Raw genomic sequence first — 18550 nt, 5'->3', positions numbered from 1 at the left:
CGCCGGGTGCAGGGCTCAGCCGAAGACCTCGCCGGCGAGCGCGGTCACGGCCTGCCTCACGGCTTCGTCGCTGGTGCGCGACACCCGGTAGCCCAGGGCCGCGAGTGCGTCCGGCGCAAGCCGTGATTGCGGAACGTCGCCGGGCCAACCGCGATCACCGCCGGTGTAGCGGATGCGCGCCTGCGGGTTGGGTGACGCCTCGACGCACAGCTCGGCGATGCGCCGCACGCTGGTGAAGTCCGGCGGCGCGATGTTGAGCACGTCGAGGGGACCGCGGGTGTGGTCCAGGCCGAACAGGATGCCTGCCACGCAGTCGCTGACGAAGACGTAGGGTTTGGCTTGAGCCCCGTCGCCCAACACCTCGAGCTCGTCCGGGGTGTTCTTCAGCTTCTTCAGAAAATCCAGCGCGGCGCCGTGGGTTCCCCGGGGACCGACCACATTGCCAAAGCGGTAGATCAGCCCGCGCAGGCCGAAACACTCGACGTACGAGCTGATCAGCGCCTCGCCAGCGAACTTGCTGGCGCCGTAGAGCGAGATGGGGAGGCGCCCGAGATCTGCTTCGGCGCAGACCTCCGCGGTGTCGCCGTAGACGGTCCCGGAGGACGAAAAGACGATCCTCGGAACGCCGCCGCGGCGCATGGCTTCGAGCACGTTCCAGGTGGCGATGGTGCCCTGCTCGAGATCGAGGCGCGGGTTGTCGAGGCCCCAGCGTGCCTCGGGGTTTGCTGCCAGATGAAAGACGACGTCGTGGCCTTTCACGACCTCGCACACCTGCTCCAGATCGAGCAGCTCACCCACGACCAGTCGCGCCGCGCCCGAGGCCAGGTGCCCGGCGACGAACTCGCGCTTGCCCACGCTGAGGTTGTCGAACAACGTGACCGGCCCGCGAGCGACCAGTTGATCGGTGAGGTGGCTGCCGATGAAACCGGCGCCGCCGATCACCAGCGACTTCACTGAGTGCTCTCCCACTTCATCGCCGACTTCTGGAGCAACGGATGGGACACCAAGAGGTGCCAGACCACGGCCTGAAACGCCTCGGCGTGGGGTGTGATGGCGTCGGGATTCACGGTCGGGACGATCACACACACATCCGCGACCTGGGCCGTGTATCCCCCGTCGCGCCCCACCACGCCTCCGATGCTCGCGCCCACCTTGCGCGCGAGTCCGAGCGCCCGCACCAGGTTCGGGCTGACGTTCTTCTCGAGGTTGCCGCCGCCGACGGAGAACACCAGCACCATGTCCTGTTTGGACAGACGGCTCACCTCGAGCCAGCGTTCGAACGTGGTCTCCCAGCCGTCGTCGTTGACCCGCGCGGTCAGCTCCGAGACGTTGTCGGTGGGTGTGTACGACTCGAAGCCGCAGATCTTTCTGAAATCGTTGACGGCGTGCGAGGCGTTGCCCGCGCTTCCACCCACTCCGAGAATGAACAGGCGCCCGCCTCGCGCTCGTGCCTCAGCCAGCAGGCTGGCCAGGCGCTCGACGGCGTCGGCGTCGAGCTGGTTCAGGATCTCGATTGCTTCGCCGAAGAACTTCCGTGCGTACGCCATGCCCGGGCGACTCTACGCAGGGAACAAAAAAAAACCACGGCAGGCTGGACGGGGGGGACGTTCCAACACTGCCGTGGGGTAGAAAAACACGGTGACACAAACGGAGGGGGGGGATTCGTCAGCGTCACCGTGCGGAGTGACTGGCGGAGGCGAGGTCTGTCTGGCAGGCCATCACCGACGCCGCGCTGTTAGGGTGCACGGCCCATGCCATGCAAGATTTGCCGGGTTTCAACCAGTTACAAACCACTCAACGGTCGCGCCGTGCAGATCTGAAATCAGCGCAGTGCGTCGTCGAAAACTTGTCCTGTGTCCCTCCGGTACAGCCACCAGCTCCCGCGGTGCTCCACTAGCTTGATGGTTGGGTCGTCCGCGAACAGTGGGGCCGGGTCGTCGAGGAGCCGTACCAGGAACCAGTCGAAGAACAGGCCCTGCTCTGTCACGCGAAACCAGCTTGGATTCCACTCCCAGTCTCGAGGTACCGGAGGCGGGGTGTCCGTCGAATTCGGCCGGTACCAGACCGGAAAGATGCGCCAGCCGGCGAAGTGAAACGACAACCAGCCGCCCCTCTCGGCCTGGATCCAGGCCGGCAGGTGGACCATCGGGGAGTTTCGCTTTTCCCCCGCGCTCCCCGCTAGAGCGTGGTCGATGACCAGGTACGCGAGCTTCGGAGACGGCGGCAGGTTCTGGGCGACTTCACGAAAGTCGGCCGTCTCCGCCTCGAATGCCCGCCAGCGCGTGGCGACGAACACGGCCATCGTGCTGGCGCAGACCGCGATGACAGCGGCGGCGGCCAGCAGTACCCCGCGGCGCCTCGGCAGATCCGGCAAGGCCGCGGCGAGTACGAACAGGGCGGCGGGCAGCTCGCGCGGGTAGACGTACCACCACTCGCCCACCCGGGAGGGCAACGTGAAGAATGCGAGCAGATGCCCGCCCGCGAGCAAGAGCGGGAGCAGCGCAACCCGACGCCGAAAGCGCCGACTCGAGTCATCGGCTGTCGGTTTCGAGTCGCGGAAGACCAGGGCCAAGCCGAGGACCGCGACCACACCCGCGAGCATCAACCAGGCGAGCTCGCGTTCGATGGCGCCACTCTGCCCCACGTAGCTCCCGAAGGTGAATTGGCTGAACCGCTCCGCGCGGCTGGCGTCGAAATCGATCGGTCCGAGGCCGCCGGACAACGTCTTCGGTCGAGTGACGAACCACAGCAAAAAGCCGCCCAGCGCGGCCCCCACCGGCAAGAGCACGGGTTTCACCTGGCGCGTCGCCGGGAACATCAGCAGCGTGGTGAGCGCAATGGCCAGGATCGCGTACGGAAAGCGGTACACGTGAGTGAAGAACAACAGGACCAGCGCGACGAACAGCGCGAGCTGGCGTTTGCCACTTGGCGCGTCGAGTAGTCGCAGTGTGAGCCCGATGCTCGCTGCGTAGAGCCCAAGCGCGCCAATGAAGCTGAAGAACCCCCAGTGGGTGAGGTCGGTGAAAGCGAAGCCCAGCCCGAAGAGGCCCAGCAGCGGATTTTTTCGCATGCCGCTCAGCAACACAACCAAGCCCAGCGGCAAGAGCGCGAGCATGGCGATGGCCATGACCTTCACGGCAACGTGAATGGGTACTGCCAGCGTTGCGAGGGCGCCCAGCGCGTACATGGTGACGTACGGAACGTCGAGCGGATGCAGCTCGAACTGCGCTGCGAAGTGGAACGCCGGGTCGCGATAGTTTGCGATGATCGAGGTCTGCGCAGCGTGGAACGGCAGATCCGTGATCGGTGGATACCTCGCCACCGTGAACGGGTACACCAGCACGACCACCGCTGCGGTCAGCGCGACCACCCAGGTGAGAGCGCGGAGCTGGGCGTCCGTCGGCGCTCGCACGCCGCGGTTATAGCCCACTCGCAACACCCGTGGCTCGTTTCCACTTTCGGCAGCGGAGGACGCCGAGCTGATGGAACTCGGGAAATCAATCGAGCTAAGCTGCCGCCCGCCGATGCCCTCCAAACGCCTGCTCTGGCTCGCCGTGCCGCTGGCCGGCCTCGTGGAGCTCGGCGCGCATTTTTACTTCGCGAAGCGAGCGCCGCGGGTGGAAGAGTGGGCGCGCTTGCGTGAGCCGGTTACGGCGCTGCGTCAGGCGGGGGAGCTCGTGGTGGTGGCGCCGCGCTGGGCAGAGCCTCTGGCACGGCAAGCGCTGGGCGACTCGTTGATGCCGCTCCGGGACGTAGCGCGCTCGGACGAGAGCGGCTACGCGCGAGCGATCGAGATCAGCGCGCTGGGCCAGCGCGCCCCGGAGCTCGGGGCGTGGCGCACCGTGTCGGAGACGAAGTCCGGCCGCTTCACGCTGCGCACGCTGGAGAACCCGTCGCCGGCTCGGGTGTCGTTCGACTTCGTCGATCACGTCACCCCGGAACACTTGCAGGTGTTCGAGGGCGCTCAGCCCTGCCACTGGAATGCGCATGCGCCGGTCTCGAACGGCAGTTTGGGCGGCAACCCGACCTTCCCCGCGCAGCGTTTCATGTGCCCGGGCGGGGAGTGGTTCTTTGCCGGCGTCACGGTCATCGACGACAACCACGAGTATCGAGCGCGGCGCTGCATCTGGGCGCATCCCCCGCCAGGAGGACCGCTGCACCTGAAGTTCCGCAACGTGCCACTCGGGCGCACTGTGCGCGGAAATGGCGGCATGCCGTGGCTGGTCTTCCGGGACAGCGTCGGCGCTCCGCTGATCGAGATCGAGGTGCGCGTCGGCGGAACGAGCATTGGTACCTACGTTCATCGGGACGAGGACGGCTGGGCCCCCTTCGCCTTCGAGACCGGGCGAGCCGGCGAGAGCGCGGACGTCGAGTTCGAGGTGAGGAGCTCGACCTCCCGAGATCGCCATTTCTGCTTCGAGGCGGACACTCGATGAGTCGACTTCGCCGATTTCTCGCGGCGCTCGTCGACCCGGCCATCGGCCTGGGGCTCGCGGCGCTGTATCTCGCGCTCTTGTACTCGACGACCAAGAACCTCGGTTACGCTCGAGACGAGGGCTTCTACTTCCAGGCGGCGCGCAGCTACGAAGGCTGGTTCGAGCAACTCTGGCGAGCCCCGAAGGCGGCGCTCGAGCCCGGGACCATCGACCGCTTCTGGTCGGCGAACAACGAACACCCGGCCCTGATCAAGTCGCTGTTCGCGCTCTCGCACAAGTTCCTCCACAGCGAGTGGCACCTGATCAAGGACGAGGGCACGAGCTTCCGTTTCCCCGGCATGTTGCTGTCGAGCCTGGCCGTCGCCGTCACCTATGCCTGGGGACGGCGGGTGAGTGGCCGCCTCGCCGGGCTCGTCGCGGCGCTCGCCTTCGCGATGATGCCGCGGGTCTACTACCACGCACACCTCGACTGCTTCGACATGCCAGTGGCAGCCATGTGGCTGTTCACGACCTACGCCTACTTTCGCTCGGTGACCGGCGGCGGCTGGCGCTGGGCGCTCTTCACCGGGGTGTTGTACGGGTGTCTCCTCAACACCAAACACAACTCGTGGCTGCTGCCGCCGGCCTTGATCGCCCACTTCGTGATCGCTCGCGGCGAAGGGCTGTGGCGCGAGCTACGTACTGGAACGGTGCGTGCGCCTCTCGCGCTGCTCGCGATGGCAGTGATCGGACCCGTGGTGTTCTACTCTACGTGGCCCTGGATCTGGCACGACACCGGGCGGCGACTCGCCGCCTACGTCGCGTTCCATACGGGGCACGAGTACTACAACATGGAGTTCCTCGGCCGGACCTACTGGAAGCCGCCGATGCCTCTTGGTTACGCCTGGTTGATGACGGCCGGGACCGTGCCCGGCATCACGCTGCTCTTGTTCCTGATCGGCCTGCTGGCGGCGCTGCGCCGTGGTGCGAGGGTTCGTCTGGGCATGTTCGCGCGCCTCTTGTCCAGGCTGCGCCAGAGCGCCGCGCCGTCGGCCGCGACGCGAGAGGAGCGGCAGCTCTTTTCCACCGAGCTCTTGTGGCTGCTCTGCATGCTCACCAGCTACGCGCCGTGGTTGAGCAAGACGACGCCCATTTTCGGCGGGACCAAACACTGGCTCACCGCCTATCCGTTCTTGTGCCTGTTTGCCGCTCAAGGCTTCGTGCTCGTGCGAGCCCGCATCACGGAGCTCTGCGCCGAGCGGCGGCGTTCACTGCGGTTGTTGGTGGATGCCGGGCTCGCGGCTTCGGTGATCGCCGCGCCTGCTGCCATCACCCTGACCTCGAACCCCTGGGGACTCTCGGCCTACACTCCTCTGGTCGGGGGCGCACCGGGCGCGGCAACCCTCGGCCTCAACCGCACCTTCTGGGGTTACACGACCGGCGCAGCCCAGGACTTCCTCAATCAGCGCGCGCCGCCGAACACCGTGGTCTACGTACACGATACGGCGATGCAGAGCTGGGATCAGATGGTGAAGGACGGCCGTCTGCGCGGCGACCTGCGCGGCGGCTGGACGCCAGCGCAATCGAGCTTCGCGCTCTATCACCATGAGCCGCACATGGCGCGCGTCGAGTACCAAATCTGGGTCGACTACGGCACGGTCGCGCCGGCCTACGTCGGTACGCACGACGGCGTGCCGGTGATCTGGGTCTACGAACGCCTGCCCAAGTGACACTCTCGACTCGAGAGCCGCGAGCGTGAGCCGCGGGCGAGCTTCAGAGCGGCGCCATCGTGCAGTTGCCCGAGAACTGCACACCCTTGTCCATGAAGATCTCGGGTGCGTGCAGGTTGCCGGTGACGCGTGCGGGCACGTACAGCTCGATCGAGTGGCTCGCTCGCACGTTGCCGGTGACGCTCCCACCCTTGATGATCACGGTGCCGGCCTCGATTTCGGCCTCGATCTCGGCGCCCTCACCGATGACCAGCACATCAGCACTCTTGATCTCCCCCTTGAAGCTGCCGTCGATGCGCACCCTCCCCTCGAACGCGAGCTTGCCCTCGAAGTGAGTTCCGCGCCCCAGCAGCGCGGTGATCTCGGTGGCGGGGAGGATGGGGTCCATGCGAGCGGCGCATCCTAGCCGGGGTCACGCCCGTCCGGCGCGGTCGATCGCTCGGGGCGACGCGTCCGCTTGCTAACGGCCACGGCGTTCGGCGGGTGACGCGTGGGCCTGGGGCGCGACAATTCGGTCGATCTTGCGAGTTTTTGTCAGTATCCGCCGGCGGCCCGGATCCTGCTTATGGCTCACGACCGGTGTCCCGTTGACACCCGTGTACCTCCATGGGAGCCCTCCGCTCCCGAGGCGGGCTCGGCCTAACGGCCGAGGGGTCTCATTTCGAACACGAGCTCAGGGAGAATCATGAAGCGCGAGAGCTTGGGCTGGGCCGCGATTGCAGCTGCCACTTTCCTGTTCGCTAACACGAGCTTTGCTCAGGGTGACGATCCGGAGCCGCCTCCCCCGGAGCCGCCGCCGGCCGACACCCCTCCGCCCGCCGAGCCGCCGCCCGCAACGCCGCCCCCCGCGGCCGAGCCGGCCCCCGCACCCGCGCCCGCGGCGGGGCTCTCGTTCGGTGCGAGCACCGCTCCGCAGGCCGACAGCGGCAAGAAGCCCGGCAAACCTGCCGATGCGACCAAGGCGCCCGAGAAGCTCAAGTGGCGTGGCACCAGCTTCGTCTGGGGTCATGGCGTGTCGACCGAGACCGTCGGCATCGGGCAGGACATCCAGTCCCGCAACCCGAACTACGAGATGAGCTTCAACCTGCGGCCTCGCTGGTACCTCGTGGACGACGGCCCGCACACGTTCAGCGTCCGTGCCGATCTGGGCGCGTACAAGGAGTTCACCAACAGTGACTCCACGACCAAGCGTGGCGAGTGGTCCTTCACCGACTTCCGCGTGCAAGGAGCGTACGGGCTCGAGCTCGCAAAAGACGGCGACTACAAGACGGATTTTCGCCTGCGCGCCCCGACCATCGATTTTCCAACCTCGAAGGTGAGCGCCAACAACGGTCGCTACTTCAACCTGGGTGCCAGCGTCGGCGTGGGCCAGCAGATCCCCCTTGCCGGCGGCGATCAGGAGTTCTTTCCGATGGCCAGCGGCTCCGTCACCGTGGGCTACTCGCACTGGTTCACTCGCGCGACGACCCCCACCAACTCGGAGTTGGACCGTGTGCGCATGAGCCCGGACGGCCGCGCGGTTTCGACCGACCAGCTCAGCGCTGGCGCGTTCGCCGAGCACACCGTACCGATCAGCTTCGAGGCTGCCGTTCAGATCCACGAGCGCGTCGCGCTCACCACGGGCCTGGGCTGGAGCATGTTCTGGAAGTACAAGTTCGCCGACGACCAGCAGGTCTGTTTCGTCGCCACCGGCTGTGTGACGCCGGATCGGGTGCAAGAGCCGAAGCGGTTCGGTGTGAACACACTGTTCACGACGGAGCTCAGCGTCGACGTCACCAAGGAATTCGGCGTGGCGCTCGCGTACGAGAACCTGTCACCACAGCTCGGTCCCGACAGCGAGCGGCGCAACATCCTCTACAGTCCGGAGGCGCGCTTCTTCTTCGGAGCGTCCGTGGCTCTGGATGAGCTCTACAAGACCGCGAGCGGCAGCGAGACGGCCAAGGCCGGTCGCGTCAACGTCGCCACCGTGAAGCGCTGAGCGTCATTCACCGGTTGGCACGGGCGCGGCCGACTGCCAGCGCCCGTCCTCGGCGATGACCCACTCGAGGTCGGCGCGCACACGCTCGCCGACCTCGCCTGTGTAGGTGTGGCCGGCCCGCGGGGCAAACGCGAGCCGCGCCGCGACTCCACCCTTTCTGAGCCAGTGCATGGCGCCGCGCGCGCGGTCGCGGCAATAGCTCTGTCCACACGCCAACAGCACACGTACGCCCGGTCGTTTGGCGAGCTTGCGAGCGGCGGCGACGTTCCACTCGTCGTACCCGCCTTCGATCAGGATGGCGCCGGAGAAGAGCTCGGGATGCGCTGGGATCACCAGCGCCCCCATGATGGCTCCCTGGGAGAACCCCACGAAGAGCGCGGGGCCTTCGCGAACCTGATCGCCGTGCGCGCTTCGCAGTGCCGGTAGCAGCGCCAAGAGCTCCCGCTCGAGTGCGTAGTGGTTGCGAAAGTAGAAGCCGGAATCGGGTCTGCGCGGGTACATGGCCGAGCCGCGCAGACATGCGATGACCGCGCGCGCTCCGAGCACCCGAGACCACCACTCACATTGCCACTCGGGTTTGTCGCCGGCGCCGTGCGCGACCAGGACTACGGGAAAACGGCCGGGCGCCGTGGGTAGGGACACGACGGCGGGGCCGAAACCCGGCACCGGCAACGTTCGTGTCAGCGCTGGGGCCTCCGCCGAGCTCGGCGAAGACTCGAACGGTTTTGCCGAGAGCGGCGAAGAAACCGGTCGCGGCTCCGGAGTGCCAGCGCTCCGACACGCGCCGGTGGCCAAACACGAGAGCAGAAGCCCGAGTGGTGCGGCCCGCGCACGTTGACCCGTGCCATGCCCTGCGATACCCCGGACTCGTCGATGAAGAAGCTTCACCGTCCAGATCTCTTTTCGTGGTCGTGTTTCGACGAGGCGCGCAACATCGACTTCAACAGTCTGCTCTGGGTGCGCCCCGCTGGGAACGTGGTCGTCGATCCACTCCCGCTCTCGGCCCATGATCGCGCACATTTGCTGGAGCTGGGCGGGGCGGCGCTGATCATCGTCACCAACTCGGACCACGTGAGGGAGGCGCTCGCGGTCGCGGAGCTGACCAATGCCGAGATCGCCGGGCCCGGGGCCGAGCGGGAGAAGTTCCCGATTCCGTGCGGGCGCTGGCTCGTCGCGGGGGACGAGCCCGTACCCGGAATGAAGGTGCTCGAGCTGCACGGTTCGAAGACCCCGGGGGAGCTCGCGCTCTTGATCGGTGAGCACAGCCTGGTGACCGGGGATCTGGTGCGCGCGCATCAGGCGGGCTCCCTGTGCTTGCTGCCGGATGCCAAGCTGGGAAATCGCGCTCACGCCCTCGAGTCGCTGCGAGGGCTGCTCGACCACACCCAGCTGGAGGCCGTTCTGGTCGGGGACGGCTGGCCGATCTTTCGCGATGGGCACCGGGCGCTCCGGGAGCTCGCCGCTTCCGTGGTGGCCTGACGTGCACCGCCACGAGGTCCGCGCTTGAAGCGAGAGACGTTCGTCTGGGAGCTCGTGTTCGCGGCGCTGGCCATCGCCGCCGCGGTGCCCGTGTGGGTGGTTCCGCATCCGCCGATTCAAGATCTGCCGCAGCACCTGGCGGCGATCCGCGTGCTGCACGACCACGGCAACGCTGACTTCGGATTCTCGCAGTACTTCGAGCTTCACCTCGGCCGCACGCAGTACCTCACGTACTACGTGCTCACGCATTGTTTGGCCTACCCGTTCGGCATCTTCGTCGCGAACAAACTGGTGATCACCGCGGCAATCGTGGGTCTGCCCTACTCCGTGCGCGCGTTGCTCCTGGCGTTGGGGCGAGATTTTCGCGTCGCGCTCTTCGCGCTACCGCTGGCCTGGAACGCCCATTTGATGCTCGGTTTCGTGAACTTCGTCGCCGCGATCCCCATCACCTTCGCGGCGCTCGCCGTCGCGGTTGGGCTCCGACTCCGCTGGGACGTGAACCGTGCACTGTGGCTGGCGGGTCTGGCGGTCTTCACCTTCTACACCCACGTCGTGCCATTTGGTTTCCTGGTGCTCGGCGTGGTTCTTGTCAGCGCCGGGCGCGACCTTCGAGCCATGGCGCTCCGGTTGACGCCGCTCATCCCCGCGCTCTTGGCCGTCGGCGGCTGGTTGCGCACGAGCCCCGCAGCGAAGACGTTGCTGGGCATGGGCGCCGCCGAAGGGGAAGCTCGCCCCGAGTACCACCCGTTCCGCCGTTCGGTCGCCGAGCTCGGGACCTGGTTGTTCGATGTGCTGCGATCCCGCGTCGACGAGACCCTGCTGGCGGTGTGGGTGATCCTGTTCGTGGCCGCGCTCTGGTCGAGTGAGCGGGTGGTAGAGCGCGAGGCGCCCGAAAAGAGCGCAGGCCCATCAACCCGCGACCTGGCGCTCCGGCTGGCCCTGCTCGGCCCCCTCGCGCTCGTCTGTTATTTCGTGCTCCCGGCGTCCTACGCCTGGGTCTGGCCGATCAACGCGCGTTTTCCCATCATCGGCAGCCTGTTCATTCTGCTCGCCGTCGAACAGCCACGCCGGAAGTTCGCGCTGCCGATCTATGCCGCGGTGTGTGTGCTCAGCCTGGTTTTGTTTCGCGAGGTGGGAGTCGCGTTCGTCCGCGCTCACCGCGAGGAGGGACGCGAGCTGTACGCCGCCATCGAGAGCCTGCCCAAGGGTCGGCGGGTGGTGGGTCTGGTCTGGGAGCGAGATTCGCGCTTCGTTCGCGGGAGCCCGTACCTGCACGCTGCGGCCATGTATCAGGCGGCGCGCGGGGGCGCGGTCATGTTTTCGTTCGCCGAGTACCCGCAGTCGCCATTCACGTTCAAGGCGGACAATCGACCGCCGGAGGTCCCGCCCCGCTGGGAGTGGTTTCCGATGATGGTGCGTCCGGTCCCCGATCTCGACTGGTTCGAGTACGTGATCACGGGCGGTGATCCCGGCGCGCTCCCGCTGTATCCCGATGGCTTCGAGCTCGCTCGCGACGGCGAGCGCTGGAAGGTCTGGAAGCGCCGTGACCCGAGCCTGCCGTTCGAGAACGGCCCGGCGGTGCTGCGGCTGCTCTCGGACGCGCCCGGCATCGAGCCCGCGCCGGGGTCGAGCTGTGCAATGCTGACCGAGGGGCGAGCCGGCCAGAGTTTGTCCGTCGGCATTGACCTGTTCGGGCGAGCGGGTGTCCCGCCCACCGGACGTTGCAGCGGCCTCGGCGCCGAGGGGCGCACGTGCGAGCTCGCGCTCGTCGGTCGTGCGGACGGCGCAGACCAAAAACGCCTGCGGGTCCAGTTCGTCTGGAAGGACCGCGCCGTGTCCGCTCAGTCGCTGCGGTGTGAGCTCGGCGCGGCTCAGCCGCCGATGTAGCTCATCTCGATGCGTCGAACGGCGCGGGAGCTCTCCGAGCGAAGCTCCGAGTAGCGGTCGGTCCTCGCGGCCCAGACCCCGCGGATGTGCTCCGCGAGCGCAGCGTCGTCGCAGCCACTGCGCAACGGCCCGCGCAGATCCGTGCCGGTGGTCGCGAACAAACAGGTATAGACGGTGCCTTTTGCGCTGAGCCGAGCCCGGGAACAGGCCCCACAGAACGGCTGCGTCACGCTGGTGATCACCCCAATCTCACCGTCTCCGTCCACGTATCGCCAGCGCTTGGCGACCTCGCCGGGCTGGCTGGGGCTTGCTGGCTCGAGGGGCAAATCGCGCGAGATGAGCTCGACGATCTCGCGACCACTGACGACCTGGTCCATGGCCCAGCCATTGGTGGCCCCGACGTCCATGTACTCGATGAAACGCACGATGTGGCCGCTGCCCTTGAAGTGGCGGGCCAGCGCCACGATTTCGCCGTCGTTCTGACCGCGGCGGATCACCGCGTTGATCTTGATCGGCCCGAGGCCCGCGCGCGCTGCCGCGTCGATTCCGGCGAGCACCGTGCTCGGTGAAAACTCCGTGTCGGTCATGGCCCGAAAGGTCGGCTCGTCGAGCGAGTCGAGGCTCACCGTGACACGCCGAAGGCCGGCGGCGGCGAGGTCGTCGGCTCGCTCGGCGAGCAACGCGCCATTGGTGGTCAGCGCCAGATCGACGTCGCCGATGCCGGAGAGTTGTCGAATGAGCTCGGGCAAGTCGGAGCGCAGCAGCGGTTCGCCGCCGGTCAGACGGAGTTTCTTCACGCCGAGCGTCACGAACGCTCGCGCGACGCGGGTGAGCTCCTCGAAGCTCAGGATCTCCGAGCGCGGAAGGAACTTGAAGCCCCGCCCGAAGTGCTCCTTCGGCATGCAATAACGACAGCGAAAGTTGCAGCGGTCCGTCACGCTCAAGCGCAGATCCGTCAGCGGGCGACCGCGCGCATCGACGAGAGGGGAAGCGGACTCCGGCGCCATCGCCGGAGCATTATCACGACTGGCTTTCACTGCACCCGAAGCGTGGTGCTACCCGCAAAGACTGCCAGGGCCACCAGGCCCTCCGCTTCCGGATGTACGCGTTCGACCGTGGCTTTGGCCATCTCACTCTCGATCGCGACACCCTCGGGCAAGCCCGTCCCGAAGCCTTGGACCAGGGCACCGAGCGAAGCGGGACCGGCGCTGATGTCCACCGGCAGCGCCACCGAGGCGTGCTCCTCGATGCTCCTTGCCAGCGCCGAGACCGTGGTTCCCTGGGCAGTGCCGGGTGCCGCCCGGAGGTTCCGCAGCCGCACGCGACCCGTCTTCGAATCGAACCACGGCTCGGCCAAGAACCAGAGGTCACCACAAGCACGCCCGGCGACGGTGGTGCGCAAGAGGACTGCAGGCTTCCCGTCGACGCTGACGGCGCTTGCGTCGATCTTGGTGGCCCAGATCTGGCTGCCTCTTGCGCCGCGATTCGCGATCGAGCGTGTGAGCCCGGCAGACACGTCGCCCCAGCTCGCACGGATCGGCACGCGCAGCTCGATGCCCCGCGTGGTGTCCTCGCGGGTGGTGAGGGGTGGCAACGGGGCGGGCTTCACGCTGCCGTTCGCCTCACAGGGATCCTGGATTCTCAGCGTGCCCTCGGCGCCGAGCTGAGACTCGAGCGTGCGTTTGCTCAGCTTCGGTCGGCTCTGGGTGATGCGGTCTGGCGTGATGAGCAAACAAGTGCTTCTGCCGAGCGCGATGGGGTGATGCAAGAGCTCCCACACGCCGGCGACACTGCCACGAAGATCCGGCATCGATGCGTCGATGCGCCGTTGCACGTTGCCGATCTCGCGAGCCGCCTGACTCTTGATCTGCGGAGCCGCATCGATGCCGGCGATGACGCACGAACGCTGAAGCGAGATGCCGACGCGGCTCCTGCCCACGGCGTAGTTCTCGTCGAAATAGAGAGGCACACTCGCGACCGCGGCGAGCCGCGGGCTGCAGCGGCCGTAGGTCGGGCAAAACGGCCCAAGGGGTTTACAGATCTCCACCTCGACCTCGACGGGGACGTTCACGAGCAGTCGGTCCGGGCCGAGCGAGAGCCCGAAGCGACCCCGCCGCACGACGTAGCTGACCTCGCCGGGCGCGCCGACGGGCCGCCGTTGTTCACTCGCGAGGGTCACCGGCACGGCCCGGCCCAGCTCGCGTTCCAGCGCAGACAGCTCGGCGCGCACGTCCACGCCGATGCGCGAGCGCTGCGCCGGCAGCGCAGGCGGCGGCGCGGCCGTGAAGGGTGTGGCGTCGACACGCTGCGAACATTGTTCCGATTCGCTGAGGGCACCGGAGTCCAGGTCGCGTGCCGGCGAACGCGCGCAACTGGTCGCCAGTCCGGCCAGAACGGCCGAGGCCACGGCCAGTCGCACGGGAGCGCAACGGAACATCGAGGGCGAAGTATGTCACGCCACCCCTGTGGTACGCTCGCGCCCGTGAAGGTGTACGGTTTCGACGAGGTCGACGACGGGCTCGTATTGCTGCCAATGGCGGCCCGCCGTGCGCTCGATATCGCTGGGCTGCGCTTGTCGCGGTCGAGTTGGCTCAGCCTGCCGGTCACCGCTCGTCGCGAGATTGTGGAGCTGGGCTCGGAGCCGGTGGTCGATGCAACTCGGGTGGCAGAGCTGGCCAACGAGTCGAGCCCCACACCCGAGCCCACTGCCCCACTCCCGGAGCCCCCAGCCGACGGGCCACCCGCCAGCGTCGTGACGACGTTCGGTGTCAGTCGCCCCGTCAGCGAGGCGGTATGGGTCAGCCTCTCCGCGCTCGATCGCTACGCACTCGCCAAGGTGACGAACCACGCGCGCCCCGAGCGCATCGAGGCGGTTTACGCTGAAATCGTCGGCCAGAGCGCGCTCTCGACCCACCTGTCGCCCGCCGGCGGTGTGCGCATGGTCGACGTCGGGCAGAAGACTCCGACGCTGCGCAAGGCGGTCGCTGAGAGCTTCGTCAGCATGGGTGGCGAGGCCTTCTCACGACTCGAGCACGCGACCGCCGCCAAGGGCGACGTGCTCGCCACGGCGCGCCTGGCCGGCATCATGGCGGCCAAGCGCACCTCCGAGCTGATTCCGCTCTGTCACTCCATTGCCATCACGCAGGTGAGCCTCGAGCTCGACTTGCTCCCCGAGGAGCAGCGCGTGCGCGTCACCGCCAGTGTTTCGACGCTCGACCGCACGGGCGTCGAGATGGAAGCGCTGTGCGCCGCATCCGTCGCGGCGCTCACCGTCTACGACATGCTGAAGTCCTACGACCGGGGCATGTCCTTGGGACCAACCCGATTACTCTCCAAGTCAGGCGGCCGCTCCGGAGATTTCGAGCGATGAGCCTGTTTGCTCTACGGGGCGAGGCGCTGTCCGTCGACGAGGTCACACGCGCCGTTCAGCATCCATCGGCCGGCGGCACGGCGCTGTTCATCGGCACCGTGCGTGACGAGAACGACGGCCAGCGAGTGACGCTGCTCGAGTACGAGGCGTATGCAGGTATGGCGGTCAAAGAAATGACCGCGATCGGCGACGAGATAGCGGGCGAGATCCCCGGTGCGCGGCTGGCGGTCTTGCATCGGACCGGCCGCCTCGAGGTCGGCGACATCGCCGTCATCTGCGCGGCCAGCGCGCCGCACCGGGGCGAGGCGTTTCGCGCCTGCCGCCTGCTGATTGACCGGATCAAGGAACGCGTCCCCATCTGGAAGCGCGAGCACGGGCCGGACGGGCCTCACTGGGTCGGCTTCCGTGACGCACGCTGCAGCGGTCACGAAGATCACGAGCATTGACGCTGCCCGGACATTTCCTCGGGTGGGCCGGCGACGAACTCGGGGTATCTTGCGAGCGTGAGCCACGAGGTGCCCGGTTTCGACTTCATCACTGCGTCCGCGGTGGTGACCGAAATCGGTAAGAGGAAGACGCTGGAAGATCGCTTCCTGCTCGCACCCGAGCTGGGTCTGTTTGCCGTCGCGGATGGAGTGGGTGGGCACGTCGGCGGCGAGGTGGCCGCGGAGCTTGCGCTGGCTCAGGTCAAGCTCGCGCTCGAAGCGCCGGCCGCCAGGGCGACCATCAATGCGTACGCAGAGGCGCCGGACCGCACGTTGCGGCGCCAGGTGTTCGAGACCCTGCGAGGCGCTTTTGCTCGCGCCAACGAGGCGATCGTCGAGCAGACCAAACATGAGCCACACCTGGTCGGCATGGCCACGACGCTGGACGTGATCTGGCTGGCGCGCGATCACGCTTTCATTGCCCACGCGGGCGACGGGCGTGTGTATCTCGCGCGGGATACCGCGATGCTGCAGCTGACGCAGGACCACGCCCACGGCGAGACACTCAAGGCCGAGGGCACGGTGCGCCCCTACCAGCGCAATCCGATGTTCGATCGCCTGGTCAACGGCCTGGGGCTGGCCGAGAACGTGCAGGTCGACACGCTGTTCGTGGATCTGGCACCGGGCAATCGTCTGCTCCTGTCGTCCGACGGGGTGCACGATCCGATCGGCGATGAGACGGCGCTGGCGAAGCTCTTGCGGGTTGGCAGCGTGACCGAGGCCGCTCGCGCGCTGGTCGACGCCGCGACCCGTCGCGGGCGCGACAACTCGACGGCCGTGGTCGTCGAGATTGGCGAGCGCCGCGTCCAGCGCAGCGACGCCGACCGCGGTCTCTCGGCTCACGATCTGGAGAAGGTCTGCTCGAGCGCGCTCTTGACCGACTTGAAGCGCCCACTCGTGCTGCAGGCGCTGGCGGCGGCGGTCGAGATCGAGCTCGACGCGGGGGCCATCGTGCCGCGGGTCGTCACCAACGATCTTTCGGCGTACATCGTGCTCGATGGCATCGTGAAGGTCCTGGGCGGGCGGCGTGTGGGCACCGGCGCGCTGCTCTTCGCCGAGTCGCTGGTCGGAGTCTGGGTCGATGGCGAGCTGCCCGTGGTCGAGGAGCCGGCCCGACTGCTGCGCTGGCGAGGTCACGATTTCGAAGAGGTCACGGGTCGCGATACGGCGCTCGGCGCGGAGCTCTACCGCCGCATCGCCAAGCACGTCGCGCGCGGTGCCGCCCAGGGGCTGCCACCGACACCCATGCCATCACTCATGCCCAGTCCGCCGGAGCGGGCCTGACGGTTCGTCCCCCGGAAGGTCCGAGGGTTCGTCCCAATCGCGGAGGTCGTCGTCCGGTTCCAGGGCGAGCTCGGCGGGCTTCAGAGTCACCACGACCTGCTGCAGCGAGTGTGAGCCGTCAGCGATCAGCCCGCGGGTCACGGCGAGCGCTGACATCGGCTCGAAGCGCGCACACAGAGGCTGCCAGCCCTCACCCTGCCGCGCAGCAACTGCGAGCGCGTCGGGTGCGGTGCTGGCCAAGCGCGTGAGCAGCGACGCGGTCACATACGGCAGGTCGCAGGCCAGCGCGAGCGCGAAGGGGGCTTCCCGCCGCTGCGCTTCGGCGAGCAGCGCCGACAGTCCACCGATCGGCCCGATCCCCGCAGGCTCGTCGGGCAGGCTCTCCAGGCCCAATTCCTGATACCCGGCTGCGGCACCAACCAAGACCAGCTCGGGATCGGCGAGGGCTTCGTGTGCGACGCGCACCAGCCGCGCGACCAGGGTCTCATCGTGGTCCGGTGCCAGGAGCAGCCCCTTGGCCACACCCCCCATCCGTGTGCCTCTACCTCCGACGAAGATCCCGACCAGCGGCCGCTTCATCACACGTCCACGAGTGCGAGCACGTCGACCTCTTCACCCGCTTCGAAGCCCGATGACTCCGCCGGGATCAACACCAGACAATTGGCCCAAGCGAAGCTCGTGGGAGCGCCGGAAGCTTGGTTCCCGAGCAGGGTCACACGATCGCCGTCCAGCGTTGCGCGCACGAAGCTGAGCCGCCCCGGCTTCTGCGGGGCTGGGGTCGTGAGGCGAGCGCGACGCAGCGTGGGCAACGGTCGGCGGTCACCGCTGAGCTTGCGCACCAGCGGTGCCCCGAACAGCGTGAAGGTCACTTGTGCCGAGACGGGATTGCCGGGCAACCCCAAGATCCGCGTGGCCCCGGCGCTGCCGAACACCAGGGGTTTGCCGGGGCGGATCTTCACCTTCCAGAAGTCGAGCGCAGCGCCGGCAGCCTCGAGTGCCGGGCGCACCAGATCGTGGTCACCGACGCTGACGCCTCCAACGGTGAGCAAGAGATCCGATGACGCGAGCCCTTCACGCACCGCGCGCTCGGTCGCCGCTTGCTCGTCGGCCACGTAGGGCAGGAGCACGGCATCGCCGCCCAGAGCAGTGACGTGAGCGCGCAGCGCGTAACCGTTCGATTCGGGAATGCTACCCGGTCTCGCGTTTTCACCCGGCGCGCGCAGCTCGTCACCGGTGCACAGGATGTTGACGCGCGGTCGGCGAAACACGCTCAAGACTGGGCGATCGAGCGCCGCCGCGAGCCCGATCTGCGCAGGGCCGAGCCGCGTGCCTTGCTCGAGCGCCTCGCTCCCGAGTGCGAGATCTTCTCCCGCTCGCCGCACGTGGGCGCCGGCCACGGGGCGTTCGACGAAACGCGCGTGCGCTCCCTCGCAGACGACGTTCTCCTGCATCACCACGCTGTCTGCGCCCGCCGGCAACGGAGCGCCGGTGAAGATCCGGCACGCGGTCCCGACGCTGAACGCCGGCGCGATGCGACCCGTACGACTCTCCCCTTCGATCGACAGCTGCCAGGGACCCGCGCCCACGAAGTCAGCGGCAAACACTGCGTAGCCGTCCATCGCGCTGTAGTCGAAGGCTGGCATCGGCGCTGTCGCATGCAGCGTCTCCGCGAGCACGCGGCCGAGCGCGTCCCGTAGCGAAACAGTCTCTGTCCCGAGCGGGGCCACTCCCAGCAACACGCGGTGGCGAGCTTCGTCGAAGGACAGCACGGGTCGGGAATCTAGCATCGCTCGCGCGGTCGCTGCCCCGTACGGATATCCGCGGCTTGGCGCAGAGCTTCCGCCCGGGTCGTTCGAGGGCCGAGTGTGGTGCGCCAGCAACGGCCCCTCAGTTCTCACTCGAAAATTCCTCGCTTGCCTCCC

17 protein-coding genes are annotated in these 18550 nt (G+C 67.7%); 8 read left to right on the top strand and 9 right to left on the bottom strand.

Annotated features, from left to right (window positions below; all coding sequences use genetic code 11):
• Positions 1 to 15: 15 nt before the first annotated feature.
• From IPI67_20605 to IPI67_20595, 3 genes are all read right to left on the bottom strand, one after another.
• Positions 16 to 954, bottom strand: a complete 939-nt coding sequence (locus tag IPI67_20605) for an NAD-dependent epimerase/dehydratase family protein (GenBank protein MBK7582586.1) — start codon at positions 952 to 954, stop codon at positions 16 to 18.
• Entirely contained in the window at positions 951 to 1547 is a 597-nt protein-coding gene (locus tag IPI67_20600; GenBank protein MBK7582585.1) for an SIS domain-containing protein, read from the bottom strand. The genes IPI67_20605 and IPI67_20600 overlap by 4 nt, the downstream gene beginning before the upstream one ends.
• A gap of 275 nt (positions 1548 to 1822) precedes the next feature.
• Positions 1823 to 3412 (bottom strand): hypothetical protein, encoded by a 1590-nt coding sequence (locus tag IPI67_20595; GenBank protein ID MBK7582584.1) that lies wholly within the window; start codon positions 3410 to 3412, stop codon positions 1823 to 1825.
• Between the two features lie 112 nt (positions 3413 to 3524).
• Between IPI67_20595 and IPI67_20590 the strand changes: the two genes are divergently transcribed.
• Positions 3525 to 4436 (top strand): hypothetical protein, encoded by a 912-nt coding sequence (locus tag IPI67_20590; GenBank protein MBK7582583.1) that lies wholly within the window; start codon positions 3525 to 3527, stop codon positions 4434 to 4436.
• Positions 4433 to 6145, top strand: a complete 1713-nt coding sequence (locus IPI67_20585; protein ID MBK7582582.1) for a glycosyltransferase family 39 protein — start codon at positions 4433 to 4435, stop codon at positions 6143 to 6145. Before IPI67_20590 ends, IPI67_20585 begins: the two co-directional genes overlap by 4 nt.
• A 43-nt stretch (positions 6146 to 6188) precedes the next feature.
• On the opposite strand, the gene IPI67_20580 is transcribed toward IPI67_20585, so the two are convergent.
• A complete protein-coding gene (locus IPI67_20580; protein MBK7582581.1) occupies positions 6189 to 6533 on the bottom strand; it encodes a polymer-forming cytoskeletal protein in 345 nt (114 codons plus the stop codon).
• A 297-nt stretch (positions 6534 to 6830) separates the two neighbouring features.
• On the opposite strand from IPI67_20580, the gene IPI67_20575 reads away from it, so the two are divergent.
• Positions 6831 to 8123, top strand: a complete 1293-nt coding sequence (locus IPI67_20575) for a hypothetical protein (protein MBK7582580.1) — start codon at positions 6831 to 6833, stop codon at positions 8121 to 8123.
• Between the two features lie 3 nt (positions 8124 to 8126).
• Here the strand turns inward: IPI67_20575 and IPI67_20570 are convergent, their stop codons facing one another.
• Positions 8127 to 9011 carry a hypothetical protein gene (locus tag IPI67_20570; protein MBK7582579.1) on the bottom strand — a complete coding sequence of 295 codons (885 nt, stop codon included), beginning with the start codon at positions 9009 to 9011 and terminating at the stop codon, positions 8127 to 8129.
• Between IPI67_20570 and IPI67_20565 the strand changes: the two genes are divergently transcribed.
• Entirely contained in the window at positions 8997 to 9602 is a 606-nt protein-coding gene (locus IPI67_20565) for an MBL fold metallo-hydrolase (GenBank protein MBK7582578.1), read from the top strand. The genes IPI67_20570 and IPI67_20565 overlap by 15 nt on opposite strands.
• 24 nt (positions 9603 to 9626) lie before the next feature.
• Complete coding sequence (locus IPI67_20560) at positions 9627 to 11489, top strand: hypothetical protein (GenBank protein ID MBK7582577.1); 1863 nt, start codon at positions 9627 to 9629, stop codon at positions 11487 to 11489.
• Here IPI67_20560 and moaA read toward each other — a convergent pair.
• Both moaA and IPI67_20550 read right to left on the bottom strand, forming a co-directional pair.
• Positions 11474 to 12496 carry a GTP 3',8-cyclase MoaA gene (gene moaA, locus IPI67_20555; GenBank protein ID MBK7582576.1) on the bottom strand — a complete coding sequence of 341 codons (1023 nt, stop codon included), beginning with the start codon at positions 12494 to 12496 and terminating at the stop codon, positions 11474 to 11476. The two genes, IPI67_20560 and moaA, sit on opposite strands and share 16 nt — an antisense overlap.
• 26 nt (positions 12497 to 12522) lie before the next feature.
• Positions 12523 to 13926: a DUF4403 family protein gene (locus tag IPI67_20550; GenBank protein ID MBK7582575.1), complete on the bottom strand. Its 1404-nt coding sequence runs from the start codon at positions 13924 to 13926 to the stop codon at positions 12523 to 12525.
• Positions 13927 to 13971: 45 nt separating this feature from the next.
• On the opposite strand from IPI67_20550, the gene moaC reads away from it, so the two are divergent.
• The 3 genes from moaC to IPI67_20535 are packed head-to-tail and all read left to right on the top strand — an operon-like array spanning position 13972 to position 16628.
• Entirely contained in the window at positions 13972 to 14859 is an 888-nt protein-coding gene (gene moaC, locus IPI67_20545) for a cyclic pyranopterin monophosphate synthase MoaC (GenBank protein ID MBK7582574.1), read from the top strand.
• Positions 14856 to 15305, top strand: coding sequence for a molybdenum cofactor biosynthesis protein MoaE (locus tag IPI67_20540; protein ID MBK7582573.1), 450 nt, complete (start codon positions 14856 to 14858; stop codon positions 15303 to 15305). The genes moaC and IPI67_20540 overlap by 4 nt, the downstream gene beginning before the upstream one ends.
• A 57-nt stretch (positions 15306 to 15362) precedes the next feature.
• Positions 15363 to 16628 carry a serine/threonine-protein phosphatase gene (locus tag IPI67_20535; GenBank protein ID MBK7582572.1) on the top strand — a complete coding sequence of 422 codons (1266 nt, stop codon included), beginning with the start codon at positions 15363 to 15365 and terminating at the stop codon, positions 16626 to 16628.
• On the opposite strand, the gene IPI67_20530 is transcribed toward IPI67_20535, so the two are convergent.
• Both IPI67_20530 and IPI67_20525 read right to left on the bottom strand, forming a co-directional pair.
• Positions 16596 to 17207, bottom strand: a complete 612-nt coding sequence (locus IPI67_20530; protein ID MBK7582571.1) for an NTP transferase domain-containing protein — start codon at positions 17205 to 17207, stop codon at positions 16596 to 16598. The genes IPI67_20535 and IPI67_20530 overlap by 33 nt on opposite strands.
• On the bottom strand, positions 17207 to 18397 hold the full coding sequence (locus IPI67_20525) for a molybdopterin molybdotransferase MoeA (protein MBK7582570.1): 1191 nt from the start codon (positions 18395 to 18397) through the stop codon (positions 17207 to 17209). The genes IPI67_20530 and IPI67_20525 overlap by 1 nt, the downstream gene beginning before the upstream one ends.
• Between the last annotated feature and the right edge of the window lie 153 nt (positions 18398 to 18550).

It is taken from the genome of Myxococcales bacterium, assembly GCA_016706225.1.
Taxonomy (GTDB): domain Bacteria; phylum Myxococcota_A; class Polyangia; order Polyangiales; family Polyangiaceae; genus JADJKB01.
Note: the sequence above shows the minus strand (reverse complement) of the source record. Positions and strands in the feature narration are given on the sequence as shown.

Bases quoted from the DNA above. Each gene is read 5' to 3' on its own strand.
- moaA (MBK7582576.1), bottom strand. From the start codon at position 12,496: ATGGCGCCGGAGTCCGCTTCCCCTCTCGTCGATGCGCGCGGTCGCCCG.
- IPI67_20580 (MBK7582581.1), bottom strand. From the start codon at position 6,533: ATGGACCCCATCCTCCCCGCCACCGAGATCACCGCGCTGCTGGGGCGC.
- IPI67_20550 (MBK7582575.1), bottom strand. From the start codon at position 13,926: ATGTTCCGTTGCGCTCCCGTGCGACTGGCCGTGGCCTCGGCCGTTCTG.
- IPI67_20590 (MBK7582583.1), top strand. From the start codon at position 3,525: ATGCCCTCCAAACGCCTGCTCTGGCTCGCCGTGCCGCTGGCCGGCCTC.
- IPI67_20585 (MBK7582582.1), top strand. From the start codon at position 4,433: ATGAGTCGACTTCGCCGATTTCTCGCGGCGCTCGTCGACCCGGCCATC.
- IPI67_20565 (MBK7582578.1), top strand. From the start codon at position 8,997: ATGAAGAAGCTTCACCGTCCAGATCTCTTTTCGTGGTCGTGTTTCGAC.
- IPI67_20575 (MBK7582580.1), top strand. From the start codon at position 6,831: ATGAAGCGCGAGAGCTTGGGCTGGGCCGCGATTGCAGCTGCCACTTTC.
- IPI67_20540 (MBK7582573.1), top strand. From the start codon at position 14,856: ATGAGCCTGTTTGCTCTACGGGGCGAGGCGCTGTCCGTCGACGAGGTC.
- IPI67_20600 (MBK7582585.1), bottom strand. From the start codon at position 1,547: ATGGCGTACGCACGGAAGTTCTTCGGCGAAGCAATCGAGATCCTGAAC.
- IPI67_20530 (MBK7582571.1), bottom strand. From the start codon at position 17,207: ATGAAGCGGCCGCTGGTCGGGATCTTCGTCGGAGGTAGAGGCACACGG.